Origin of the sequence: Gimesia maris (assembly GCF_008298035.1) — a bacterium.
GTDB classification, from domain to species: Bacteria; Planctomycetota; Planctomycetia; order Planctomycetales; family Planctomycetaceae; genus Gimesia; species Gimesia maris.
In genome coordinates, this window is sequence record NZ_CP042910.1 from 3409152 (window position 1) to 3434579 (window position 25428).

The following is a 25428-nucleotide window of genomic DNA, read 5'->3' on the forward strand; positions in this document are numbered from 1 at the left end:
ACTAATCAGGATTGAGGATGACGAGGAGGCAACATGCCCACCTTCGAGTCCTACCTGGGGCAGTGTAAAAACGACCCGTCAATCGGCCAGCAACCAGGTGATCGCATTGTTGTAGAGCCGGATCACATCAGGCTGTTTGACATCCTCGGGTGCACCCAGGCTTGTGTAAAAGACCCGAGCCTGTTTGGGACCGTAGGTGCGGTACCAGGCTAACGGCTGGGCCGGCGTATCCGTCTCCGCTTTACCAAGCAGCAGCGGGGTAGCATCTTCGGCGAGTGGCAAGACCAGGTACAGCGACTGGTAACCGCGGATGCTGGACGGGTCGATCCCTTTCAAGAACGGCGTTTTCGCGGGAGCATCTGGGTGGCGTGTGACCCGATAAGGCAACCCCTTGGTCTCATAGCCGGTGTTTTGTCCGCCGAGTACAGCCGGTGTGAATTCCGGCCAGACCGCTCCTCCTTCAGGAGGTTTGGCATCCTTACCCCGAGGCAAAAAGGCGTGGTTGGCCGTTCGAATCCCCAGCAGTGGTTTACCCGCATTGAGATGTTTTTTGATCGCTTCGAGCTGTTCGGCTGGCGGTGTTGCCCGTCGTATAAATACAATCAACAGGTCGGCTCGTGGAACCGCTTTGAGCAGCCCAGGAATATCTGTTGGCAACGGCTGATTGCCTTCCAGAATCGTAACACTATGGCCAGCCGGCCGAAGCTCCTGCGTCGCGTAGCGATTGAGAAACGTGACCGCTTCGTAATTGTTCGGATCATCCACCGTCAAACAAACGATCTCGGCTCCTGGTGCCTGTTGAGCAGCCATAGTGTTGATCATCATGAGTAAAAGTAGGAAGATCGAAAACGTGCAGAATCGGTCGAGAAGTCGACCGTGGTGACTGATCGAGATGGTTGCATATCGGGTTGGCATTGGACGTCTTTCGTGGTGGAGACAGGCAGTGAATAAGACTACCGTCTAGCTGGGTATTCAATGGTTGGACTACTATTTTAGTTTTAGAAAACAGGTTGCCCCGTTGTTTCCAGATCAGAACGGCCTCAACATTGAGTGCTTGGCCTGAAATCAAAGCGTAGCGCCTGCCGGTCGAAAACCGTAACGCTATCTGTGCTGAATAGGTACCTTCAATTTTGCCAATTGTGCCCAAATAGTCAAATCATTTCTGGAGTTTAAGGCACTCAGCACTGACGTACCTCCTGAGAGGCATTCAGGAGCGTTTTAGAGGCAGAGTGCGAGAAAATTGCCCACGGTTGGAATCAAGGGACGAGAGAAGCGATTCTGGGCGTCTCAGAGGGTGTGATCTTGTACAGAAAACCGCAGAATAACGGACCACGTACTGGACCACTACCATTTAGTAGATAGTGGACCGTTTTTCGTTTTCTTAAACCTTTTCTCAAAAATGGTTTAAAGTCGGTTCGACACGATTCGAACGTGAGACCTCTTGCTCCCAAAAGATGGAATCTTTTTGCGACTCATTCACCCACACCCCGCAAACCACCCATCCCTGCCGGCGGAGAGTTGAAATGCCACGCCTACCGGACCTGGAATGGGCCCCATGCGGCAATTGGTCCGATCGTGCCTTTACCGATCCTTCCCACCGAGAAAAACGAGTTAATGAAGCCGATATATCGTGAGGCTCCAGACAGTTTTGTAGCCTCCTCTGGCTCTATCAAAACCTTCACATGTATCAGAATACGAGTTAGAGGCAACTCACCTCCACTAAATGTAAACAACGGCCAGAAAGCGTAGCGCCTGCCGGGGAGTGGCAAATTGGTATAAAAACGTAACGCCCAAATAACCACCTGCTGGTTTTGGAGCAGAAGCTGATAATTATCAGTACGGCAGGTGAAAATTCCTGCCCGTTCCTTTTTTCCAACATCAGCTTGACACATGGGACGGTTTGTCCTACCCTTGCCTGCGACATAATGTCCCAGGTTTATGGAAAGGATGCGATAGCGATGGTCAAGACGCCGCGTGATGTCACGGAAGCGGAACTGAGTGTATTGCAGGTACTCTGGCAGCAGGGGCCAGCAACAATTCGCGCGATAACTGAAATCCTTGAACCCGAGCGAACCGACGCCTATTATTCCACCGTTAAAAAGCTGCTGGAACGGCTCGTTACTAAAGGCTATGTGAGCCGCGAACCAGCTGGCATTGCTTTTATCTACGAAGCGAGTATGGATCGTGACGAACTGGTGGGGCGACGCCTGCAGGAAGTGGCGGAGGCTCTGTGTGAAGGTTCCCTGACGCCTCTGCTGACGCAACTGGCGCAGCACAATGATCTGAACCGGAAACAGCAGAAAGTGCTGATGGATTTGATCGAAGATCTGGCTAAACAACACCAAAAACCATAAGGAGATGGCAATGGATCTGCTCTGGAAACTTCTGATCAGCAATGCGATGATCGCCGGCTGTCTGTTTGTGATGGTACTGCTAGTCCGCCGCTGGGTGAAAAACCCGGCGGTGTTGCATCTGCTGCTGTTGCTGGTGTTGATCAAGTTAATCACCCCGGCTGTCTGGTATCCGCGAATCGACCTGCTAACGGCGAAAACGAAGACTGCACCTAATCATCCCGCAATAGCGTCTCCCCAAGGAGCAGAAACAGAATCGACGCCTGAGAGTCAGGCTGCTGCCAAATCGGGGCTGTCGTCCTTTGCTGCTCTGCGAAAGGGCTTGCGAAAGACGACGACAGCTGCAGATCCTACAGCAGAGGACATCCCATCCCCTGGTATGACCAAACAACCGTCCCCGATGGTGGAATCATTCACTGAACCAGCCTGGTCGGCACGACTGACTTCGTATTTCGCTGGACTGGAGTGGACATGGTCCTCCCTGTTACTCCTGATCTGGGGAACGGGAACCATGGTATGTTTTTTCGTGGGTGCAGTGCGAATCATCTGTTTTCAGCGACTGCTGAAACAGGCTCAACCCGCGCCTGCAGAACTGCAGCAACGAGCTCGAACACTGGGAACACAGATCGGATTGAAATCGGTACCCCAGGTCGACCTGATCTCAGGCGCGATCTCTCCCCTGCTCTGGGCCGGCTTCAGCCGGGCACGAATTATCCTGCCGGCACAACTCCTGCAGGAACTGAACGACGCTGAAGTCGAAACGCTGCTGCTGCACGAGCTGGCACATTACCGCCGCGGCGATCACTGGGTGCGGTTGCTCGAACTCCTGACAACGGGACTCTACTGGTGGTACCCGGTCGTGTGGTGGGGCCGCCGGGAAATTCGGGTGATTGAAGAAACCTGTTGTGATGCTTGGGTCATCTGGACTGAACCAGACAAACGACGTGCCTATGCGGAAGTCCTCGTCAAAGCAACAGGCTTCGTTTCTCAGGCGCAGTGCATCCCCGCTGCGACCGGTATGGGAACCCAGCGGATTCTGGAACAGCGGCTGACGTCGATCATGTGTGATTCCTTGAAGCACCGGATTTCGCGGCGGGGAAAATTCCTGCTGGTAACAGTGGCCTTGTTATTATTGTCGCTGGCCCCCCTACCCGGCACTTCACAGGCGGAAACAAAGGTCGCAGAGAAACCGAACCAGCTGCCGAGCGTGGAAGAGATTCTGGGCGGTTACCGGAACAACCTCCAGCGTCTGCTCCCGCTGGGGATGACGTACCGGATCATGGCACAGGAGAACATGAACTGCATCACCCGGGACAGACTGATTCTGGAAGCACTCAGAAATATTCAGAAAGCCGACCGAAGTGAGATCAAGATCGATGGAAAGATCATGAGCGAGGACGAGTACCAGATGAGGGTTACCTACTCATACTCTTCACAGGAAATGTTCCTGGATAGTCAATTAACCCCGGAAGTAGTACAGAAGCGGTTGAGTGAAACAGTGGTAGATCAACGTTACTTCTGGACAGATGGTCGATCGTTTCATCAACGACGGCCTTATCAGTTACAACAGAAGAATACCACTTTAGAGCAGGGACCAGTCTGGCCGGCGGAGAATTTAAATGAGCATTATGACGCGATCGAGCTGATCTCGTGGTCCAATCAGAACCAGCCTCCCTTGAGGCGGTGGTACGGTAGAAAGAAAAACAACCAGATTCCGCAAGGTGAAATCGGAAACGATCTGAAGCAGATCCATAACCTGAAGACGACCGCACCGCTGGGACTCAAACAATTTCACTGGACAGAAGAGTTGTCTGAATACAGTCTGGATGCCTGCCTGACAAAGCCGCCGCACCGGTACCGGGTTGTAGGGCGAGAAAACCGGGATGGAAAAGCGTTGATCCTTGTTGAGTACCTGAACGAGCCGCATGAGCAGAGTCCGGAGAAACGCTGGCGGACACGCGTCTGGGTCGATCCCTCACAGGGTTACCTCCCCTTACGGATCGAATGGGGATATGTTGATCAAAAGAACCAACTCGCCTGGGGTTTGAGCCAGCATGCAGAGGTGCTGCAGGTCAAACAGGTTGATGGTAGTTTTTACCCGACACGCATCCGGTTTCAGGAATACACGACCGGCACTCCGAAAAAACAGGAGCAATCTTCCCAAGCGAACGAGATCAAGATCTTCACGAAGAACCTGGAGAACCTGCCAGCCGTCCCCACGGTCCCCGGGCGGAGTACCACCTGGGATGTCCTCGACATCCATCCGCATCAGCAAATCGCCCCTGAGACACTGGCACTGCGGTTTCCAGAGGAGACTGTGTATGACAACAAGATCGACGGTCGGACATACACAACCGGGACAGAGCAGCCGCTGCCTGAAGACCCAGAGCCTCCAGAGATGGTGCATCTTTTCTCGCAGGCCCCTCCCCTGCAGGTGACAGAATGGCTGGACGGAAACACTCATCAACTGAAAGACTTCGAGGGCAAGGTCGTAGTGCTGCTCTTTCTCGAGGATGTATTGAATTACGATTTTTCAGGGATGTCCCCCGAAATTGAAAAGTACGTCGGTGAAATCAAAAAAATGCTGCTCAGGCTGCATCAGAAGTACGCGGACAAAGAGATCATCTTCCTGGAAATCTATCCGCCTGGTACTTCCAAAGTAAAGATCCGTGAGTTTCATCAAAATCGCGGATTTAAAACACTGGCCGCAATTGACCAGCGGCAGGCAGAGGGAGGCGCTACCAACCAGAAATACCATGGCATTCATGTTGCCCCGACCTGCTTTTTATTGAGCCGCAAGGGACGAGTCGTCTTCAGCCCGGAAATATATGACTCGATAATGGCGGAGGATTATTTTCAACATACCGCTCGTAAACTTTCGATTTCCCTGGACGAGATGGAAAAGCTCCCTGAAGACGAAGCGATTCGGCAAAGCCTGCGGATCATGGAATATATTATCAGTGAGCAGATCGATAAGGTGCTTGTGATTCAATAATCCGCCAACCAGGGTGCTGCTGTTATCAGCGTTTGAGTTTCTGCGGTTTTTTCCGTAGGCACAGCAAAGCAAGATGCTGAACACACCGCAAAAAACACAATAAGTATCATCATATGGTTTAGAGACTGGTGGCGTCACTGATTACTTTTTTTTTAGTTCCTGTCGATAAGGCTTGTTGGATTGAAATGCGTTCAACATCGCCTTGCGGATTTCAGTGTAATTTGTAGGGGCCCTTTTCTCCGCATTTCGTAAACACTTGATCGCTTCATTGAATTCACCGTTTTCAGCGTATGCTGCAGCAAGGCTGCTTAGTGAATTCAATTCACCAGGGGCATCCTGAAATGCCTGCTTCGTTTTGTGTTTTACTTTAAACCAAACTGCTTGCCAATATAGGCAATGGCTTGATCAAGTGGTTTGTAAGCCCTACCCCCTTTTGAATCATAATGTTTGTCAGCAATGGTTCTGTGGGTTTGTCCTAAATAAATTGGCTTCAATGGAATGTATTGAATATTTTCTGCAAGAGCAGTGACGCCTGCTTTTTTAACAAACTTCAATTGCAGATCTTTGAAACCATAAGTGGCTCTATTTCTTCCCCAATTCCTTGAAGCATTATCTGCTTTTGTTGTTTTAACAATGCCTGTGGCATCTACCTGAATTGTTTCAGTGACGATCCTTGCATTGTTCATCGCCTGAAGTGCAAAAACTTCATCAGTGCAAAGTGCCATTTCTTTTTTCAAAAGTTTAAGAGTCACATCCCAGAGCTTGTAATTTACAACTGGGGGGTTTTGATACTTTTCAGCTTTCTTTCTGATCCTTACAATTCTGCCTTTTACTAAATCAATTTCATCTCGTTTCAAATCATTCAAGTCAGATTGTGTCATTCCACAATTTAACATCAACAAAATCCAACATTGAAACCTTTGAGGAACTTTTGAATCTTTGGCTATGACTCTTTGAATGTCTTTTTTTGTCCAAAGTTTTTCATGTTTCTTTTTCGCCATATCGCTTTTTGCTTTGCTCACTTGGCGGAAGACCAAAATCTTACTAGCAATTGCATTTGGAATGTGCTCAAGATTACATGCTTCTTCATTGACAATATAAAGGATAAAGGTTTTGAAATATTGGAAGTATAATCTTTTGTTTGCATATTCTGAATTCAGCAAAAAATAGTAATACTTTTTGACTGCCTCAGAATCAATTTTAGTGATTGGCGTTTTATCCCCAAAGAAATTTCTGAATTTTCCAAGTCTTTCAATTGCATCTGTATAAGTGCTGATTTCAATTTGACCAGCTAGAGCTTGACTTGCTTTTGCTTTCAGATAATCATCTGCCCAATAGCCCAATGATTGTGGTATTTTGATACCTGATGTTTGTGCAAATTCTGTTTTTTCTTTCCAATGTTCAGAAAGCTCAAAAGTCAAAGTGCCAAAATGATCTTTGCCAAAAAAACGACATGCAAAGCTATCTGAAAATTCAGGTTTGTTACTCAATACCTTCATGCAAGCTCTGGTAAAACTGAGTTCTTGAGGACTATCATCAGATTTTACAATACCAAAATATTCAATTTCTTTTTTGGAGAAAGATGATGTTGAAGAATTCACTTCTGGAATAAATGTTTCAGGATCAACAAAGGCTTCTTCCAGCCAGTTCACAAACTGGTCAATCTGCGTTGCAATCTTTTGTTCTTTGGTGGTTTGTTCTCGTGTTTGATCAAAATGATTTTGAACTGGTTTGAAGAGGTCTAGGTAATGTTTGATTAAAGCCATATAGGGCTTTTCAAAGTTCAATTCAGCTTTGTGTTTCAACCATTCCAAAAGTGCTGCTTCATATCCATCTTTTGTGATTGGATGTTTGAAATAGTATATTTTGTGATTGTGTCGTTTTTTCCAACAACCCCTTGCTGGATAAGCTTGTAATTCTAGTTTGATGCCTTTTGCTTTTTGTCGATTTGCCCAATTTTTTGATATTGTTTTTGTCATGAGATCAAACCCTACTGATTGAAGTGGACCACTGAGGATTTGTGTATCCTTATTATTGTATCCTTTTGTACCAAGTATCGGGTAGAAAGGATACAATAGGTGCTGTATTATAGTTAGAAAACAGCAATGTATCTGGTCTTCTAATCCGTAGGTCGGTGGTTCGAATCCACCCGGGCGTAATTGTAAGGTGTTAATTGACAACCGGTTACGATATTGTTTTCTTGCTGGTTGTGTACCTGGATGAGTGGTTTTTAATGCGTACTTGATTTGCTCGTTTTCAACGGCATGTAAATAATGGTTAAAAAACGCGACGTGGAATATTCCTGGGGAACACTTTCATTTCTAATCGCGTTCAGTTTTTTTGTTCCGTTTCACAATCGGTCGTCAGTAGAGTGGTCTTGAGGGGACGCGTCAGTCGAAACACACCTGCAGGTCCCCCCGGTGCACCGGAATAGAAGAAGACATGCTGCACACCGGTTTTTGTATCGACGACAGAACCTCCGGTATGAAAGCCGTCGGCTGTCGCATAAAATATTCCTTTGCGGTCCAGCAATCGGCATTCCAGCTTCCAGTCCGCCGTCTCCCATTTCTCTGGTGAGATACTGAAGAGATTGATCGACATGCTGCTGCGATCCGACTGCACCGCTTCAAAGTTTCCGGTCACGGGATTGAATATCAGATCGGAAGTATCTACCGAGCGTTTACTGATCATGTTGGTCTCTTTGGCCTCAAACGATGCGCCGGGTTTGCCGCGCAGCTGAATCAAATGGCGCGTCGTCTGGTTCCGGGCCAGACCATAGAACTCTCCCTGGTGAAAAATAAAGTTGGGCTCGGCCTGATGACACCAGTCGGGCAGCGGCATGCTGATATTGTTCCAGCTTTCTCCCCCGTCTTTCGACTGATACAGGGCCAGTTCCCTGACGATCGTGCCGGGGCGATGATTCTTATACTTCGTATGGTGGCCGAACAGTAGCAGGCCCAGTTTCGGATCATCGATAATCCGGGGGCCGACATAAACAATGGGGCCGGAATGATGGTCTTCCCGAAAGGCGGTTTTCAGATGGCGCCAGGTTTTCCCTTCGTCATCCGAACGGAAGACACCATGATTACTGACCAGAATGACTGCCCCGTTCCGCAGCGTTCCAATGGCATTCAGATGCACTTTGTATCCGAGCGGACTTAAGTTTTTGGGGCCGAATTTGTAACGATGAGACAGGGGAATCATTCCGCCTCGATTACGGTCTGCTGCCTGCATGCAGTCCCGTATATCGTAAGGTGTGGACCAGGTTTTGCCTCCATCTGTTGAACGCACAATCACGGAATAGGTCGTGTCGGCATCGGCTTTGCCCGAAAGTTTCACATTATGTCCCGGCATGGCGCGATGAACGACAATCAGGGAATCGCCCGACTTGGTAGCGACGGGCCAGCCATAATGGTCATTGTCCCCCTGGGGATGATAAGGGAGATTGACAGGGGCAATTTCGAACTGGGCTGCATTCTCACAACAGGCTTGCCCATTTGATTCGGCATTCAACAGCCGCGTTGCCAGAGCATCGGACTGGGGAGCAGCGCCCCCAGTCGATGCCAGTTTTAAATAGGCTTGCGCGAGTTGCATTCCCAGATCGATCTGTCCGCGAGAACTGTAATGCGCCAGAAACTTTGTCGGCTTGCCGTTCACGGTGATTTCTTCCGGTTTCCGTTCCAGTGCATCCGTATCGATCATAACGACGTTCGCCAGTTCATCGGCAACCTGCTGCTGTATCTGGCGGATCTGGTCTGTATATTCCCGTTCCGGAATAATTCTGCTGATACGACCGAAGACAACCGGTAACTCAGGCTGATCTGACTTCTGTCGAACCGCCTGAATCAGGTTCTGGAATTTCTTTGCATATGCCGGTTCATGGAAGCGGGCATCCCGTTCCCCCTGCATCCAGAACAGAGCAGCGACTTCTCCCCCGCCGGCTTTCTGCGCGTCGTCCAGTTTCTGAAACAAGCCTCTAACCAGAGGCATGCGCGGCTGCCAGAGACGAATGGCCGTGCCTCCTTTGGCATGTTTGATCAGACCAATCTTCTCGTCCGGAAATGCCCGCGACAGTTCATGGGCAATCGCCAGCTCGGGACCGAATTCCTTACCGGGCTTTACGTAAGCAACTTTATTGTGATAAGGAATCCATGTTCCGTTTGACCAGAAATAGACGTTCGTCGGTGGTTGCTGTAATTGTTCCGGGAGTTCTGCCAGGGTTCCCTGTGAAACCATGTTCGACTGGCCAGCCAGGAGGAATAATTTGTCGATCGCCGGTTCTTTCGCAGAGACCGTGGTCACGTTAAACCATCCCGCCAGCAAAAAACACAACATGAGGAATCGTCGAGAATGAAAAATAATGTCACTGCTCCCGTATTGAATCGATGAAAAGTCTGTTTTGTTTTCCTACGTGAATCACCGGTACTCTGACTGAAAAGATCTGGTGACCGGAATGAAAACCGCATTCTCATGATGGTCGCTACGGCAACCGACGTCTATTCAACATAGCGAATAACCTGTTCACTTTTGCGACTTCCGATTTTTAAGGCAGAATCGGTTTGCTATTCCCGGCGACAGACTCTACAAACAGAACTGACAAAAAATACTATCAACAGCTTTTGGAATATTACTGATTTAAAACAACAAGGCTCATCATAGTGGATCGTTTGCGAGTAGCGCTGCTTGTGGAAACGTCGAGAGGATATGGTCGTGGAATTCTGCACGGCGTCTGGCAATACATACAGGAACACGAAACCTGGTCGATTCTGTATCGCCCCTGCGGTTTTGGACAAGTAGCGCCTTCCTGGATCTCTTCCTGGGACGGTGACGGGATCATCGCTTTTATCGACACCGCCAAAACGGCACGGCTGTTAAAGCAATCCGGTGTACCAACGGTTGATCTACTCGGAGAACTGATTCCCAAGCCACAGGTTCCCTTTGTCGCGCCTGACAATCAGCAGGTCGCAGAACTGGCGGTTCAATATTTTCTGGACCGGGGTTATCAGTCGTTTGCCGCCTGTGGATTTCGAACCGGCCTGCGTCCCATGCTCGATCAACGCTGTCTTAAATTTCAGCAGCAGATTCAGGAAACCGGTGCCGAATGCGCGCTGTTTACACCACGGGGAGGCGGCAAAGAGGGGCCTTCCTGGGAACGCGAGCAGGAACAGATCGCCCGCTGGTTACAAGGTCTGCCCAAACCACTGGCGCTCTTTACCTGCAATGATACACGAGGGCGGGAAGTCTTGAACGCCTGTCAGACACACAATATTTCCGTTCCGGAAGAAGTCGCGGTACTGGGAGTTGGTAACGACGATATTCTCTGCCAGCTCAGTGACGAGCGTCTCAGCAGCATCGACGTGGATCCCCAACGGGTGGGATACCAGGCGGCTGCCGTCTTGGATTCCTTAATGCACCAGAAACCGGTTCCCGATCTGACCTTTATCCCTCCCCGCCGGGTCGTGTCGCGGCACTCGACGGATTCACTGGCTGTCACCGATCCGGAACTGGCAACCGCGATTCAGTATATTAGACGCTACGCCTGTCGGCAGATCCAGGTGGAGGACGTCGTGAAGCAGGTCAACCTGGAACGCCGCGTGCTGGAACGACGGTTTCGAAAACTGCTGGGCCGTTCTCCCAAAGCAGAGATCATCCGCCTGCAACTGGTGCGCGCCCGGGAGCTACTGGCAGAAACAACGCTCTCCAATACGGAAATCGCCTACCGTTGCGGGTTTAACAGTGCCGCCTATTTTATGGATCTGTTTCGCCGTAAAGTTGGTCAGACTCCGGGTGAATTTCGCCAGACCTCTCAAAGTCCGGAACAAATTGTTTAAGCGATAGTAGGTAAGTACACTGCAACACGAAAATGACGCGTATCAGAATATCTGATTCGCAATTGTGAATAGACGATGGTCAGGAAAATGTTACCTTGGTAATCAGGCCGTTCCATAATCAGGTGAGACTGCGATGGGCCTTTCTTTTCAGACAAAAATCGGTTGTATCACAGTGACGGGACATACGGCCGATTAAAAATATCAAACATCAAAAGCAGTTAGAACAACCATGGATCAATTTGAAGTTGCCGCTCGCCTCAAACAGGATGGGTACTGTGTTGTCGAAAATGTGATTCCTCCCGGTAAGATCGATTCCATCCGTGAAGAAGTTGTCGCCGCTCAACTGACGCATCACGAAGAAGCCGAACGCGAGCTGGAAAAAACGCGTGCCCGCGGGCACCGGATCGGCGTGATTGGCGTAGGGTTGTTAAAGCAGGTGGTCAATGCCACTCAATGCTTTACTCCTTACCTGGCCGATCCCCGTGTACTGGGAGCCGCGGAAGAGATTTTCGGCGACTTTGTCCGTATCTCCTGTACGGACTGTGTAGTGACGCATCCCGGCAATGATCGGGGTTACTGGCACGCCGACTGGCCTTACAATGCCACGAATACCACACACGTCAAGGCCCCCTATCCGGACGTGATGATGCACCTGGCTTCGATCTGGATGCTGACTCCGTTTACCAAAGAAAACGGCGCGACTTATATTCTTCCCGGCAGCCACAAATTTGATAACAACCCGGCTGCAGGCGGTATGAGCGACATTGACCAGGATGCGAATCACCCGGATGAACTGCAGGCCACGGGTCCTGCCGGCAGCGTCTTCCTCTACGACAGTCGGCTCTGGCATGCTGTCGCACCGAACTACAGTGATGAGTCGCGGGCCGCATTGATCATTCGCTATGCTCCCTGGTGGCTCAATCTGACGCCAACGATTCGCGGCACGCCCGATCATGAACGGATGGTGCTGGAAACGGGAGGTAAAAATTACGATGCGATCCCGGTTCGCAGAGAGGCTTTCGAAAAGCTTCCCGATAACATCAAGGAATTGTATCGGCATTGGGTGTCTGAATGACTTCTACAGCAGGTTTGACTCCTGGTAGCACAGGAGGATGCTTTCTGCTGTATGTCTTACGGTATTTCCTCCTCATCTACCTGTGTCTGATGTCTTTCGGCGGGAGTGCCCGCGCTGCCGAGCCTCAAACCGCTGCGCTGGACTGGCAGGAGCTATCCGTTCCGGAAACTGAAACTGCCGGCAAGTATGCCGTCCTGCAAAATCAACTGCTGTTCGTCTCTGCAGACAATTGCATCTTCACACTCACCGGCCTGGAAGCAACCTGGCAGCAGGCCGACCTTGCCCCCGATGAAGAATGGTCGACGCTGTTTCAACAACTTAAACAGGGAGCCAGTCTGCAATCCACCACAGCCGGCGTTATCTGCAGCGGGGGGACGTCGGCAGAAGTGCGTCTGATCCGGGCCAGTGACGAACGACTGCAACTTTCCGTTCTGCCACGATTACCGGATTCGATTCAACAGTCCGCCTGTGCTGTTCTGAATGATGTGCTGTATCTATTGGGCCAGTTTGAGAACAGTGCCGACAGTAAAGGTTGGTCGCTTGATGTTTCAGCCGACACACAACAGCAACGCAAGTGGCAGGAATGGCAACTGCCTGAAAGACAGCTCCAGCAGCCTGTGCTGCGGGTTCAGAACGGGAGTTTATATCTGCTGCAGAAACAAGCTTCCGAAGTCTATCTCTACAAGAAACAGGGAGACTGGCAACCCGTCAGTTCGGCGCCGCGCAGTACTTTCAGTCAGCCCGCCCTTAACCTGGGGCCTTCTCATTTCCTGCTGCCGGCTGATTCCGCGCAGGACCACGATCTGCTCTATCACACGATCACCGACACCTGGCGCATCGCCCCTTTTAGCTTAATGCCAACCGCTGCCCAGACACGAGACGCACTTCAGTCCGCCTGCAACTGGCAGGAAGGGGTGCTGTTGGTCTATCCGGAAACACTGTTCTGGGGACATTCACGGCGTCTTTCTCAAGGCTTTCAGACAGCCGACCTGATTGTGCTCGGGTTGTACTCGGTCATGCTGATCGCGATGAGCGTTTATTTTGCCAGGCGGAACCAGAACTGCCAGGAATATTTTCTGGCAGGCCAGCGTATTCCCTGGTGGGCTGCCGGTTTGAGTCTGCTGGGCAGTTCGCTGAGTGCCATTACCTTCATGGCATTCCCAGCCATGTCCTTTCGCACCAACTGGGTCTACCTGCTGGGTAACTTCATGATACTGGTGGTCGCACCACTGGTGATCTGGTTTTATCTCCCCTTTTACCGTCGCCTGAAAGTGACGACAGCCTATGAGTACCTCGAACATCGTTTCGGACTACCGACGCGTCTGGTGGGCAGCAGTGCATTTCTGCTGTTTCAACTGGGACGCATGGGAGTCGTGGTCTATCTGCCGGCCCTGGCTTTGTCGACGGTCAGCAGTTGGGATGTCTATACCTGTATTCTGGTCATCGGCTGCGTGGCGACATTGTATACGACGCTGGGAGGTATCGAAGCGGTCATCTGGACTGATGTCATACAGGTTCTCGTGTTGATCGGAGGGGCCCTCATCAGCCTGTTTGTGATACTGTCGAAAATCCCGGGCGGGATGGAGTCGGCCATTTCAGCAAGTCTCTCAGCCGGCAAACTGCATGCGGTGAATTATTCCTGGGATGTGGCATCCACGGGAATCGGCGTTGTGATTGTCGGGAACCTGTTCAAGTTTCTGATTCCCTACAGCAGCGATCAGGGAGTGATTCAACGTTATCTGACCACCAGCGACGAACGTCAGGCAGCGCGGGGAATCTGGCTCAACGCCGCCGCATCGATTCCGGTCTGGACGCTGTTTTTTGCGCTGGGAACCGGCTTGTGGGTCTTCTACCGGGCCAGCCCGGAACGACTCGATCCGCTCGGTCGCACCGATGAAATCTTCGCCTGGTTCATTGTGCATGAGCTTCCCGCCGGTGTCTCGGGATTAGTGATCGCCGGCCTGTTTGCGGCTTCCATGTCGAGCCTGGATACCAGCCTCAACTCCATGGCCACAGCCATCACTGCCGACTTCTACCAGAGCTTACGCCCGCAAGCCACCGACCGCAGTGCCTTGCGGCTGGCGCGCTGGCTGACTGTGTTACTGGGGATCTTTGGAACGCTGACAGCGATCTACCTGGCGCGCGCGAACACGCAATCCATCTGGGACCAGTTTCTGAAAATCATGGGACTGTTCGGCGGAGGACTGGCGGGAATGTTTATCGCGGGAATTTTTACACGCCGCACGACACAGACGGGGGTCCTGCTTGGATTTTCGCTGAGTGCATTCGTACTATACCAGGTACAACTGCGGGGCACCGTTCATTTTTTTCTATACGGCGCCATTGGAATTCTGACCTGTGCTCTCAGCGGCTGGCTGTTCAGTCTGCTGCTGCCCCAAAGCAGGAAACAGATCGAAGGCCTGACAATTTACACATTAAAGCCGCCTGGTTCGGGGGAGGCTGACCTTAAGCAATCAGAGTCAGCTGATTAAACAGCGTCTCTTTCAGATTGACTATTTCTTCAGTTTGAATTCGTGTTTGAGCGGTTCCTGTCCCGCTTCAATTTGAATTTCCAGTGTAGAAGCGGAGTTCCACTCATCGGGAAGGTACTGTTCTGTGGACGGACCATCGTCCATCGGGCTGTCTTCCACCTTCTTATCGACGGGGCGATATGCTTCTACCTGCACACGATGCTTCCCTAATGGAACGCCCCCCTTATGATCAATGATGAACGTACCATTTTTAATATACGCAGAAGAAGCCGGCCCCCCTTGCTCACCAAGGGGGGTAAAACGGATGAGACCATCCGTGATGGGTGCTTCCTCATAAATCACGGTTCCCTGAACAACCCGACGCGATGGTTCGTCACCGAGTTGTGCTCCACAACCAGACAGAACCAGACTTAATAATCCGATAAACAGCCCGCTTCGAATCATTACAGTGTACCTTTATTGCTAAACAGAAGAAGGAGCCGTAACCGGTTCGCACTCATCCTGATACTAAATATTATAGAAACGTTAAACTTAGAATTCGCCAACAACTTCTCCACCGGCACGCGTGGTCAGGTCTGCCAGAACTCCCGCATCGATGTTCTCGGAAATGAAGTGCACACTGCCATCGGCCATCAGCATATGGCAACCACCGGTATGTCGACTGGACAGCGCCCCATCCAACCGATAGTTTCCCGGCGGTGTTCCCAGACGCGTATTAAAACCGTTGATGCCATCGGACGTATCAACCAGGTTACTGTAGTTCCAGTAAAATCCGTCATGAGAACCAGGGCCTCCGCCGAGTACTTCTCCTACGATAAAGGTGTTACTTGTACCGTCGATGACGTCCCGGACTTTTGTATTCGAGAGCGCAAAGAAGATGCCATTTTTATTCACTCCCATACGATTGGCCGTCGCAGAGCAGCGACGCTGCACACTGTCCGACACCCCCGCCATATTGGTAATACCAAAATCCTGCTTGTCACAGGCATCACCGGCAGAACCAACTGTGCAATCACCATTAGTCCGATTACTGCAGCAGGACACCAGTTCGAACCCCTGATCATCACTGGGACAGAGATAGACGGGGATCTGCGTCGCGCCTAAAGACCAGTCGGCAACGCTCGTGTTGTAATAGTTATCGGTAAACGTGTACTGGTTGTACAAGTTGGCGAAGTCCAGATAAGGCAGGATGTAAACGCTCCAGGCCCAGCCTCGGATCTGCACGGAAAACCCGCAAGTACTGTCCGCAATCAGTGAGCCGGGTGGGAATACGGAATGGGTGTCGTGATAATTGTGTAAAGCCAGGCCTACCTGTTTAAAGTTATTTTTGCAGGCAGAGCGGCGGGCTGCTTCCCTAGCCTGTTGAACAGCCGGCAGGAGTAACGCGATCAGGATGGCAATGATGGCAATCACGACCAGCAACTCAATCAATGTAAAAGCTCGTCGGCGCATGATAAATCCTCGATTCAAGTAAGAAAGTATAAATAAAATCACTCAATCAGAGACGGAGTGTTTGTAGAATAAAAAAACTGGAATCTTAACCGAGAATAAAGCGCAACTTAACCTATGCCAATTCGTAATAGCGACATCTCAGTTCGTCTTTGCGTCAAACCAGATACACATGCCCTGCCCCTTCATAATCGCAGCCAGACACTGCGATACAACTTAAGCTCCTGGAACTAATGAGGAAACTGCGTTAATGTTCCTTTTGAATTACTGTCCTGCATTTAACGAGTTTCACGGACAGAATTGAGAGGTCGGACTGACATGGATCAATTTCCGATCAGATCAATGTGAAGTAAAACCTTTTAACGGTCGAATTACAGGACGTCTGAAGAAACGAATGAGTTTATTGGATTACGCCTGAGGTAACCCGGCGGCGGCCGAAAGACTTCGATTTTCAGTTGCCGCGTGAACGAGTGCTCGAGTTCACGGCTTTGTTATTTTGCTCGTTCACTTCCAGAATTGCCACCACTGTTTTGGTGGCGTGCCCACAAATACCGTCGGCGGTGCAATTGTTGATTCACGAAGCGAATCTGGATCGCAACCACCATTCAATGCGTTGTTTACGGCAGACAGTTCCGCGCTGCGAATGGAAATTGCTTTAAATGCTTCGTTGTAATCGGGCGATCGCTGATAGATGTCTACGACGTTCTTTGCCCAGATGTATTCAAATTGCTCGGCAAATGGCTTTTCTGTTTCACTCTTCGTCGCCAAATCGTATTCGACGAATGTGTCAGAAACATTGACGCCCAAGTGCGTTACTACAACCCGCCCGAATGCCAGCGGCACGAATGTTACACAACCAGTTGCGACAGATTGTTCTGTACCAGAAGTGAGTAGCCTCGCTTCGATCTGGTCATCCGTTAAGTTCGGGGCTTCACGGACAAGATCAACGTATGCGTGAACGGCCGCATCGAGTTCGCGGAAGACCGGGTGCAGAGTCGCTAAGCGAGATTCGCGTTCGGCAGCAACATCTACCATTCGTGCCCTTTGCAAAATAACCGGTATTAGTTCTTCTATGATACCCCAGCGGTTTCATATCACACATAGATGCTGGATATAATGCCAGCATGCTGTATATGATACGATGCAATCTTAGATTTTCAATATGTAACTTTATTCTTCGTTTTCGCGAATGTCTACTAAACTACTCATAACTCGTTGTGGTCTATCCAGGGTGAATTCGTTATTGTCGTATTCGAAATCAAAATGACTTATTCACGTTTATGGTGACAAAAACCGGAGTAGCATTAAACGTTGCTACAGCACCGCCACGAGAGTGCCTCCCAGTGACTGAAGAGATTGTTTCTTGATCACGCACTGCTGGTCGTGGCCGAAATCCACTACCCGGCGGTCCCTCAAGAGCTTTTGAACGAGGCCATCGCCTGGCTGGGGCGCGACTCGGGATCGTCAAAAACGAGTCGCGGCAGTGTCTCATGTATTTAGTGCTATGTGAGTTCTGACGAAATTTAAAAACTACTTTTGTAATTGGCCTTACAGGCCAGCAGAGTTTACGCAGTTTACTTCATGTTTAAGTATTACCTCTGCTGTGTCTCCAATTAAAGGTTCTAAGTCCGTGAGTTTCTTCCGAGTGTTGAGTTCGTCACGCAGGACTGAAGCTAATTTACGAAACGTGGAAAGTCCCGATTGTCAGCAGTTATTTCTGGTATCACTGTTGAACTGTCAATTGATATTTCAACGGTGGCTTCAGAGACCGACGTGAGACGTGTATTTATCATGCAGTTGAAGTGCGCGCACCAGATTGAAAATGCGGAACTCGCTGAAATTCCAGGGTGTGCGGAAGCAACCGTCCGTCGTTTATGGCATGGATTACAGGAGACCGCCAGTCAGCATGCTGATACTACAGATGATTGACACGAAATCGCTTAGAGGATGAGTCTACGCGTAAGATTATCTCTATCGAGATAAACTCACAGTTTTCTTACGCGCAGATTTTACTGGCCAATTACAGGGAATTATTGAAATGCTTTTACAATTCTGGGATGGGGCTTGAGCCAGCATCAGGAAACGATAACCATTCTTCAATGCTGTTTGTCCCATGAGCCTTCTCTCCTGAAAAAAAGGCAGAGTAATCGCTCGCTCCGCTTGATGATTGCTCATAAAGTAGAATGTAATCATAGGATTCATTTAGTGTTACTTTTTAAGTCGAATCTGATTTGATAGTTAAACTTATCTTTGATTCCAGAATGAGGGACACATTTAAACCTGTTTTATTAAGGTTAATACTCTGATCCCATTCAAGAAAACTTGCTATTTCAGCATCCGCTGCAGATTGATTGCTTCCTGGTCACCCAGATCTGCATTCGACTGCAGGACTCGCTGAAACACGGCACCTCGCCCTCCCGCATCCCAGATCAGTTTGATGCATTTGATGGTCCGTGGATCCTTGACGCTTGAATTCATGAAGAAATGCAGTTCACTGTCGAGGGGTTTATCGGGCGTATTCGAAACCAGAACATCCAATGGTCGATAACTGGTTCCGGAAATGACAGCATTCGGATCACAGCCCTTTTTGAGTAATGCTGTTACAATCTCCGGGTGAGCCCAGTAAGTGGCAGCATGCAGAACCGTCCAGCCTTCAACTTCGTTATCAAGCACCGCCAGGTCGGCTCCACTTTCAATCAGTTTCAGTGCCTCCTGAGTGTCTCCATATTTAATGGCGCGATACAGGGCATAAGCTTTCTCATATGGCGTTTCGGGAGTGGACAAAAGCAACTCAATGGCTTGTGGGTTCGGTTCAGGTGCCTTTTCAATTTCTCGACGCATCGCCGAGATCAGGCTCAAACCGTTTCGGACCAGACGATACTCCTGCTCCACATTCACGGCGACCCGAGAGTATAGCGAATAGACGATATAGCGATTCCCAAAGGCGTCTGTCCGTTCACCTGTTGGAACGCGTTCCGGGGGCAATCTGTTATGCTGATCCAGGCTCGCTTTTAACTCACAATAACGTCTTCGCAGAGTGTAAGACACGTTCTCCAGTTCACGTAATGTGTGTTTACGCAGAATCCCCAGCATCGAAACTCCCAGGCTTTGATCTCTTGCTTCGGTTGAGAGCAGATTCAGCACCCCCAGCCGCGCATAACGATCGAGTTTTTGCAGTTGCCCGACTTCTGAAGGGGGGCCGAGTGAAACAGTACTCGTAAGTCGCTGGTCGACTTCAGCAGACGAAGTTACTGACGGATAACCAACGCCGATCTCAATAATACAGCCGGAAATGCGTGCCAGATAAAACCGAAACGATCGTTTCTTTTCAGTCTGACTCCCATCCAGTTCAAACGTGGACCATCTGACTCCCATCAGCTTGACATCGGGCGTGTCGTCTCGCAGTTTTAAATCTCCCAATGCACCGCTCAGCCATTCTTTTCGGTAGGTCATCAGAGACGGCTGAATCTGGCTCAAATCGCCGGGATAGCTGGGATTCAGCTCAATTGAAATCATGGAACCAGACTGGTGTGATTTCGGTAGTGGTTTTGCGGGCCAGTCAGAGACGCCAACAAAAACGGCGGCTCGGGCCACATCATGCCAGTCTGTTTCAGGAATTCTATCTGGTGGAAATATTTCTCCAGCCCGATTTGTGATAATCGGTTCTGACTGGCTCTGTTCCCAGTCCGCTCCCAACTTGACCATGAAGGGAAGAAAGAAGGTATTAAAGTGGATCTGCCCCTGCTCTTCTCCAACAGGTCCGGTCTTCTTCTTTAACAGCTGATTATGTTCTGTGCCGAATGGATTCTGGATTTTGGCATTGACCGTTTCGGAATGACAGCCACATTCAAACAATGCCCCCAGCAGCAGACAACAGATACTAATTCGTTTTCGCACCCTTTTGGTATGTACTTGCATTCGAGTTCCTCATTCTCAGAATTTGGATTGAAATTTCCTGGTTCCTAAATAGAGAACGCAGGAATTGGACTCGAAAATGATAATTTGAAGACGACATTTGGGAAGATGCATCGTTTCAAACGTGATCCACAGGATGAAAATGTCACAGGCACAAACGTGCCGGCAGAAGTGGCCTTTGACAGAGTAGTAATCTCAGTCGACGATAATTTTGCGTAACAGATTTTGCGCCAACAGATGACCGGGGCTGAGTTCCAAGGCTTTGTTGAGATCATTAACCGCCTCTTGTCGCTGTCCCAGGCGGATGTAAGCCAGAGCCCGGTTGTAACAGGCTTCGTAGTTCAGCGGACTGATTTCAATCGCCTGATTCAGATAATGGATGGCCCGTTTTTCCCCGCCACAGGCCAGATAGCAATTGCCCACATTCATGATAAAATCAGACTGAAACAGCACCAGTGTCTGATCTCCATAGAGCCGCTTCAGCAGACGCTGCTGTTTTTTGATGGCAGATAATCCGTCGAGAAAATAGACGATCGCTTCTTTATGCTTTCCGAGACAGGCCTTGAGGCTGCCCAGGGAATACAGCGCCACGAGATCAGCAGGCGCCGCTTGAATACGGCGCTCAAAATGTTTCAGTCCGGCATAGTCAGCCGCCTCATCAAACAGCATGACATACCGTTGATGAACCCATCCCGGTCTCTCAGCCAGGTAAAACCAGTCACCCGATTCATGCGATACAGTGTAAATTTGACCGGTGTGAACCTGACCTTTGACTTTGGTCCCCTCTTTCAGGTCAGCAGATGCAAGGACGATCACTTTCCTCCCTACAGGGTCTGGGGGCGGCCCCTGTTTTTTCTCAACTGCTTTTTCAATTGCGATATCCTCAATCAGATTTTCTTTACAGTTATTAATCTGTGATTCTTTCGTTGGACCGGAGGCACGCTCTGTTTCCCGGTCAAAGTCGGCCAGGGCTTTCTCGTACTGTTTCAGATTCGCGTAAACATGAGCCCGAGTATGGTAGCTATCCGTTTTGCCCAGCTCATCAATTCTGAACTGAACCGATTCCAGCCGAACCCAGTGATTTTTAATCTTTGTAACGGCCCATTGATACGCTTTGTCATAGGCTGGCTTGAGCCTCACTGCCGTTTTTAAATCGGCAAGCCCCTGGTGCTCCCGTCCCATCTCAACCAGCGTCTTCCCTCGATACAGATAAGCGTGGGCATATTCATCATCGAGAACAATCGCATGATTCAATTCCGCGAGAGCCAGTTCATACGCTTTCGTTTCGTAGTGAAACCGTCCCTTCTCAAAAAAATGATGTGGATTACGCGGATTCAGACTTTCCGCGATCAGCATATCGGTAATCGCCCGCTCATAATTCTTCATCGCGGCATAGACCACTCCCCGATCATGAAAGTTCAGCGAGTTCTGCGGATTGACAATGACAGCCTGGTCATAGATCCGAATCGCCTGCGTGTAGTTCCCCGCCCGGTATTGCTCGTCAGCCAGTTCGCGAATCCGGTCCTGTGCGATACTGGGGCTCGAACAACACAATAAAAGCAGTCCATGAATTAACAGAATGGATCGCAATGTGGGCATGAAGTTGCCTTTCATAAAGTTGAAGTCAGCGTATTGATGTTCTTGATAAAGATGAATACTCTATGGGCAAGGAGTCTCTGAGGTGTTTAGGGATTCAGCCACTTGTATACTTTCTTGCCGCCTTTGATGATTACTTCTCCAGCAACAGCTCCGACAACTGCTCCCGCAGCTAAAGTAATTGGCCCACCAGCTGATCCCACCAATGCTCCTACTGCAGCACCACCATATCCTCTTGAAGCTAGATCGACAGCAACTTCTGCACCACGCCCGACTCGTTCCATGGGGGATAATGGTTCACCCGTAATCAAGTCATATCCGGAATATGCTTCATAAGCATTAATTGGGATGTCTGTTTTAGTCAGCGTCTTAGCGACTTCTTCAAAACCTTTTTTTATGATGCTGCTCGCCGTTGCCGTTTCTAGCGGTGGTTTGACAAATTCGGGTCGTTCGACAAGCAGGTCCGACTCCAAATCTGGCTCAGGGTCATTCTGCTGTTGATACGGGATGTCTGGAAACTCTTTCATCGGAGTTTCGGGTTGAGCAGCATGCTGCTCTTCATTGGAAGCTTTGCTGTTTTTCAATTCCTGAAAGTCTTCATAGATTTGATTCAATTCCGGATCATCATATTTCCCTTTGATCTGATTTGATTCCGTTGTTTGCATATCATTCGGGTTTGTGGACTGGTCAGCTTGTGCCATCTCCGTTTCACTGCCCGGCGGATCAGGCTCAAAATTCGCATCGGGGGTAAGAAATCCCCCCTCGTTGAATTCAAAGCCTTCCCTCGGTTCTGGATTTCGAATCGTGGCGGGACGGGAAGCCAGGTCGAGAGCCGGCAATTGGGGAAGTGAATCCAGATCCAGCAGTTGGCCGGTCTGTTTTCCCAGATCGTTGCCCAACTGATCGGGCATGCGATTTCGAAAACGATCAGCAAAACTGCCCGGCGTTGGATTGCGTGGACGAGTGACTTTCGGCATTCGCAGTTGTCCCTGGGATTCTCCCAGAATATATCCCTGGTTGATGGCCGCCTGTCCCAGTCCCATCGTCTGCTGATTGACTTTGATACTGTCTTCAATCGCATTTTGAGGTCCAACACCAGAGGATTGACGACGTTGTGGTCGAGGAAGACGGGCAGCGAGCTGCGGATCCAGGTCCCTGACAAACTCATGTAAAAGCTCCAGGGCATTTGTACGGACCATCGATCGTGGATTTTTTAAGACACGCTGATACTCTTCCGCTAATTTCTGTGCTAATTCAGCAAGCTGCGCGCGGTTGAATCCAAGACGCAGCTCATGAATGTTTTTCACGCCATGACGCCTGAAAAAACTCTCTGCCCCAGCGGGTACATTCTTCTCGATACTGTCGGGTGACCGGGCATAGCTGGCTAAAAAGCGAAAATAAAAATCGACCTTTTCATCAGCATAACTCAGGGCAGGCAGCCAGCCAGATACAAAGACAGCCAGAATCATCAGCATTCGTTTCGACATCGTGTGTGTTCCTTTGACAAGCTTCTTTTGAGAGGGAAGGATTCTGCCATTCTGGTTCTAAAACGTAATCTGACAATCAGCCAATACCGTCCGCAGCTGCTGTACCCCCTGCCGGGTTACTTTCGTCCGGCGGAGAGAGAGTGTTTCCAAACCGGTCGCCTTCTGCAGTCCTTCCAGTCCGATATTACTTACCTTGGTCTTATTCAGATTCAGAGTTCTCAGCGCTGACATCTGGGTGAGCAACTCACAAATCTCATCAGAAACAGGACAATTCGTCAGATTGAGCTCGGAGAGTTTCTTGAGATCCTTCAATGACTCAAGTGTGGCGGACGAAACGCGTCCATTCTCCAGAGTCAACCGTTTCAACTGAGAGAGGCTGGATAAAAAAGGAATTACGGCATCCGTTACTCCGGTATGATTTAGACTAACATCGGTCAGCCGGTGCAACTGTTGCAACGAAACCAGCCCGCTGCCATCCAGTCGACATCGATCCAGATTGAGCGATTCCAGTTGTTTCAAGGAACCAAGAGAGCTGACCCCCTGATCGGTAACCTCATATGAATTAAGTGTCAGCGCTTTCAATGAGTTGCAGTTAGCAATCCACCTTATATCTTCATCTTGCAATTTTGTCTGAAGCAGATGCAACGCTTCCAGCTCAGGAAGCTGGGACAGAGATGATAGTCCCTCGCCGCCCTTCAACTGCCTGCATTCGAGCGTGAGCTCTCTTAAGGATTTCAGATGACGAAGTGGATCAAAAAAGTGTGCATCAACACGTTCAGGGCAATACACTTTCAAATTCAGTGTTTCGAGACTTGATACATCACCTATCGCCGCCAGCCCGTCTGCCTTCAACATGCAACCGATCAGATCCAGTGTCTTCAGTTTTCGAGGCTGTCTCAAGTACTGTAATCCTTTTTCAGTGATCCGGTTGTAGTAGGAAGCCACTTTCAATTCTTCGAGCTGGTTCAGGTTTCGTAAATGAAATAAGGCCACGTCGTTCAATGATGAGTTTCCCGAAAGATCCAGCTCTCGAAGTTGGGTCAGACTGCCGAGTGTTGCCACGTCGTCCTCATCGAGTCCGCAATTTCGCAGCGCCAGCTTCTCAAGTTTTCTGAAAGTGCTCAGGTCATTCAGGTGTCTCCCCAGATGAACATTTTCCAGCCGAAGTGTCTTTAGTTGAGTGAATGTCGTAATCCGCCCCCGATCCTGATCGCTGATATTTGTATTGATCAGAGTGAGAGCTTCCAGGCGTGGAAAGAAACCAAGCCCCTCAGCTCTGCCGTAGAGATTCACTCCTTCCAATGTCAATGAGCGCAGTCCGTCCAGTCCTCTCAGCTGAGTAAAATCAATCTCGGCCAGTCTCACTTCTGATTTGCTGGGATACGGGTTTGTATAAGGTGCTTTGATTGTAATTCGCCGCGGGTTCTCCTCGTTATCAAACTCCACCTGAAAAAACTTGTGGTGCTTCAGATAGGAAACCGCTGGTGACAGAAGACTGGCTGTTTTTTGTGGTGTCATAGATCTGTTATCAGATTGTGAAATTGATCGTTTTGCGCGTCGTTGATCTTCGATAAACCAGGGAGGTAGTTCCCCCGACTTCAAGATATTCGGATTCAGAACATCTTTCTGATCTATCTCCCGGTAATACCAGCGCCAGTTTCCTGCTTCGTCCCACGCTCCCCAGCGCGCATTCCCCACTTTGATACCGGGACCGGAATAATTCACGAAGGGGGTTTTCATCTCCAAAATTTCCTGCGGATCCAGCCATGGACCACTGGCCTGCTTCAGGCTTCCGTCCAGAAATACGAAAAATTCGCGGGAAACAGCATCGTAGCCGAGTATGCTTTTCTTCTCTTTAACCACCAGCTTTTTCATTTCAAGCAGTTTTTTCCGAGCCTGTTCAATTACCTGCTCAGGTGCCCCCGATCCTTCCAGAATCTTGATTTTCTGTTCCAGTTTTGCGACCGTCTGTTTTTTAATACAGTTCTCACAGGCAGACAGATCGGCGGTCTGCCCCAGTAGGCTTAGAGTCAGGCACACAGGTATCAGTAAATGGTGGGACATCGGGCGTTTTCCTTTTCTCTGGTTGTTGAACAGTCAGTTCAGGGAAATATGAAACGAAAAATCGTCTCACTCAGGAAAACGCGACCATTGGACTCGAATCTGAAAAAATAGAAATTCGAATTTTTGAGTCCAATCGTGCCGTTCTATTAATCAGAGAGTTTGCAGCGCATTGC

16 protein-coding genes are annotated in these 25428 nt (G+C 49.7%); 6 read left to right on the forward strand and 10 right to left on the reverse strand.

Annotation, left to right across the window (positions count from 1 at the left end; genetic code table 11):
- Positions 1-78: 78 nt before the first annotated feature.
- Complete coding sequence (locus tag GmarT_RS12625; RefSeq protein ID WP_002646143.1) at positions 79-810, reverse strand: ThuA domain-containing protein; 732 nt, start codon at positions 808-810, stop codon at positions 79-81.
- Positions 811-1958: 1148 nt separating this feature from the next.
- On the opposite strand from GmarT_RS12625, the gene GmarT_RS12630 reads away from it, so the two are divergent.
- On the forward strand, positions 1959-2354 hold the full coding sequence (locus tag GmarT_RS12630) for a BlaI/MecI/CopY family transcriptional regulator (RefSeq protein ID WP_002646141.1): 396 nt from the start codon (positions 1959-1961) through the stop codon (positions 2352-2354).
- Between the two features lie 10 nt (positions 2355-2364).
- Entirely contained in the window at positions 2365-5346 is a 2982-nt protein-coding gene (locus GmarT_RS12635) for a M56 family metallopeptidase (protein WP_002646140.1), read from the forward strand.
- Between the two features lie 362 nt (positions 5347-5708).
- Here the strand turns inward: GmarT_RS12635 and GmarT_RS12640 are convergent, their stop codons facing one another.
- Both GmarT_RS12640 and GmarT_RS12645 read right to left on the reverse strand, forming a co-directional pair.
- Positions 5709-7325 carry a site-specific integrase gene (locus GmarT_RS12640; protein WP_002646138.1) on the reverse strand — a complete coding sequence of 539 codons (1617 nt, stop codon included), beginning with the start codon at positions 7323-7325 and terminating at the stop codon, positions 5709-5711.
- Between the two features lie 352 nt (positions 7326-7677).
- On the reverse strand, positions 7678-9648 hold the full coding sequence (locus GmarT_RS12645) for a sialate O-acetylesterase (protein ID WP_157158937.1): 1971 nt from the start codon (positions 9646-9648) through the stop codon (positions 7678-7680).
- A gap of 356 nt (positions 9649-10004) precedes the next feature.
- Between GmarT_RS12645 and GmarT_RS12650 the strand changes: the two genes are divergently transcribed.
- The 3 genes from GmarT_RS12650 (at position 10005) to GmarT_RS12660 (ending at position 14744) form a co-directional block, all read left to right on the forward strand.
- Positions 10005-11177: an AraC family transcriptional regulator gene (locus GmarT_RS12650; RefSeq protein WP_044237611.1), complete on the forward strand. Its 1173-nt coding sequence runs from the start codon at positions 10005-10007 to the stop codon at positions 11175-11177.
- A gap of 229 nt (positions 11178-11406) precedes the next feature.
- A complete protein-coding gene (locus GmarT_RS12655; RefSeq protein WP_002646135.1) occupies positions 11407-12252 on the forward strand; it encodes a phytanoyl-CoA dioxygenase family protein in 846 nt (281 codons plus the stop codon).
- Positions 12249-14744: a sodium:solute symporter gene (locus tag GmarT_RS12660; RefSeq protein ID WP_002646134.1), complete on the forward strand. Its 2496-nt coding sequence runs from the start codon at positions 12249-12251 to the stop codon at positions 14742-14744. Before GmarT_RS12655 ends, GmarT_RS12660 begins: the two co-directional genes overlap by 4 nt.
- Before the next feature lie 21 nt (positions 14745-14765).
- Here GmarT_RS12660 and GmarT_RS12665 read toward each other — a convergent pair whose 3' ends face one another.
- The 3 genes from GmarT_RS12665 to GmarT_RS12675 all read right to left on the reverse strand — a co-directional run bounded on the left by GmarT_RS12665 (position 14766) and on the right by GmarT_RS12675 (position 17228).
- Positions 14766-15188: a hypothetical protein gene (locus GmarT_RS12665; protein WP_002646133.1), complete on the reverse strand. Its 423-nt coding sequence runs from the start codon at positions 15186-15188 to the stop codon at positions 14766-14768.
- Between the two features lie 87 nt (positions 15189-15275).
- Complete coding sequence (locus tag GmarT_RS12670; RefSeq protein WP_002646132.1) at positions 15276-16196, reverse strand: DUF1559 domain-containing protein; 921 nt, start codon at positions 16194-16196, stop codon at positions 15276-15278.
- A 501-nt stretch (positions 16197-16697) separates the two neighbouring features.
- Complete coding sequence (locus GmarT_RS12675) at positions 16698-17228, reverse strand: hypothetical protein (RefSeq protein ID WP_002646131.1); 531 nt, start codon at positions 17226-17228, stop codon at positions 16698-16700.
- Positions 17229-17894: 666 nt separating this feature from the next.
- Here GmarT_RS12675 and GmarT_RS12680 point away from each other — a divergent pair.
- A complete protein-coding gene (locus GmarT_RS12680; RefSeq protein WP_002646130.1) occupies positions 17895-18122 on the forward strand; it encodes a hypothetical protein in 228 nt (75 codons plus the stop codon).
- Between the two features lie 396 nt (positions 18123-18518).
- Here the strand turns inward: GmarT_RS12680 and GmarT_RS12685 are convergent, their stop codons facing one another.
- From GmarT_RS12685 to GmarT_RS12700, 4 genes are all read right to left on the reverse strand, one after another.
- Positions 18519-20111: an ankyrin repeat domain-containing protein gene (locus GmarT_RS12685; RefSeq protein ID WP_002646129.1), complete on the reverse strand. Its 1593-nt coding sequence runs from the start codon at positions 20109-20111 to the stop codon at positions 18519-18521.
- A gap of 192 nt (positions 20112-20303) precedes the next feature.
- Complete coding sequence (locus GmarT_RS12690) at positions 20304-21707, reverse strand: tetratricopeptide repeat protein (protein WP_002646128.1); 1404 nt, start codon at positions 21705-21707, stop codon at positions 20304-20306.
- 86 nt (positions 21708-21793) lie between these two features.
- The gene (locus tag GmarT_RS12695) at positions 21794-23191 is read right to left on the reverse strand and encodes a pre-toxin TG domain-containing protein (RefSeq protein ID WP_002646127.1); all 1398 of its coding nucleotides are present in this window, start codon (positions 23189-23191) and stop codon (positions 21794-21796) included.
- 57 nt (positions 23192-23248) lie between these two features.
- Entirely contained in the window at positions 23249-25255 is a 2007-nt protein-coding gene (locus GmarT_RS12700) for a leucine-rich repeat domain-containing protein (protein WP_149302796.1), read from the reverse strand.
- Between the last annotated feature and the right edge of the window lie 173 nt (positions 25256-25428).

Bases quoted from the DNA above. Each gene is read 5' to 3' on its own strand.
- GmarT_RS12625 (WP_002646143.1), bottom strand. From the start codon at position 810: ATGGCTGCTCAACAGGCACCAGGAGCCGAGATCGTTTGTTTGACGGTG.
- GmarT_RS12630 (WP_002646141.1), top strand. From the start codon at position 1,959: ATGGTCAAGACGCCGCGTGATGTCACGGAAGCGGAACTGAGTGTATTG.
- GmarT_RS12635 (WP_002646140.1), top strand. From the start codon at position 2,365: ATGGATCTGCTCTGGAAACTTCTGATCAGCAATGCGATGATCGCCGGC.
- GmarT_RS12640 (WP_002646138.1), bottom strand. From the start codon at position 7,325: ATGACAAAAACAATATCAAAAAATTGGGCAAATCGACAAAAAGCAAAA.
- GmarT_RS12655 (WP_002646135.1), top strand. From the start codon at position 11,407: ATGGATCAATTTGAAGTTGCCGCTCGCCTCAAACAGGATGGGTACTGT.
- GmarT_RS12660 (WP_002646134.1), top strand. From the start codon at position 12,249: ATGACTTCTACAGCAGGTTTGACTCCTGGTAGCACAGGAGGATGCTTT.
- GmarT_RS12665 (WP_002646133.1), bottom strand. From the start codon at position 15,188: ATGATTCGAAGCGGGCTGTTTATCGGATTATTAAGTCTGGTTCTGTCT.
- GmarT_RS12670 (WP_002646132.1), bottom strand. From the start codon at position 16,196: ATGCGCCGACGAGCTTTTACATTGATTGAGTTGCTGGTCGTGATTGCC.
- GmarT_RS12675 (WP_002646131.1), bottom strand. From the start codon at position 17,228: ATGGTAGATGTTGCTGCCGAACGCGAATCTCGCTTAGCGACTCTGCAC.
- GmarT_RS12685 (WP_002646129.1), bottom strand. From the start codon at position 20,111: ATGCAAGTACATACCAAAAGGGTGCGAAAACGAATTAGTATCTGTTGT.
- GmarT_RS12690 (WP_002646128.1), bottom strand. From the start codon at position 21,707: ATGCCCACATTGCGATCCATTCTGTTAATTCATGGACTGCTTTTATTG.
- GmarT_RS12695 (WP_002646127.1), bottom strand. From the start codon at position 23,191: ATGTCGAAACGAATGCTGATGATTCTGGCTGTCTTTGTATCTGGCTGG.
- GmarT_RS12700 (WP_149302796.1), bottom strand. From the start codon at position 25,255: ATGTCCCACCATTTACTGATACCTGTGTGCCTGACTCTAAGCCTACTG.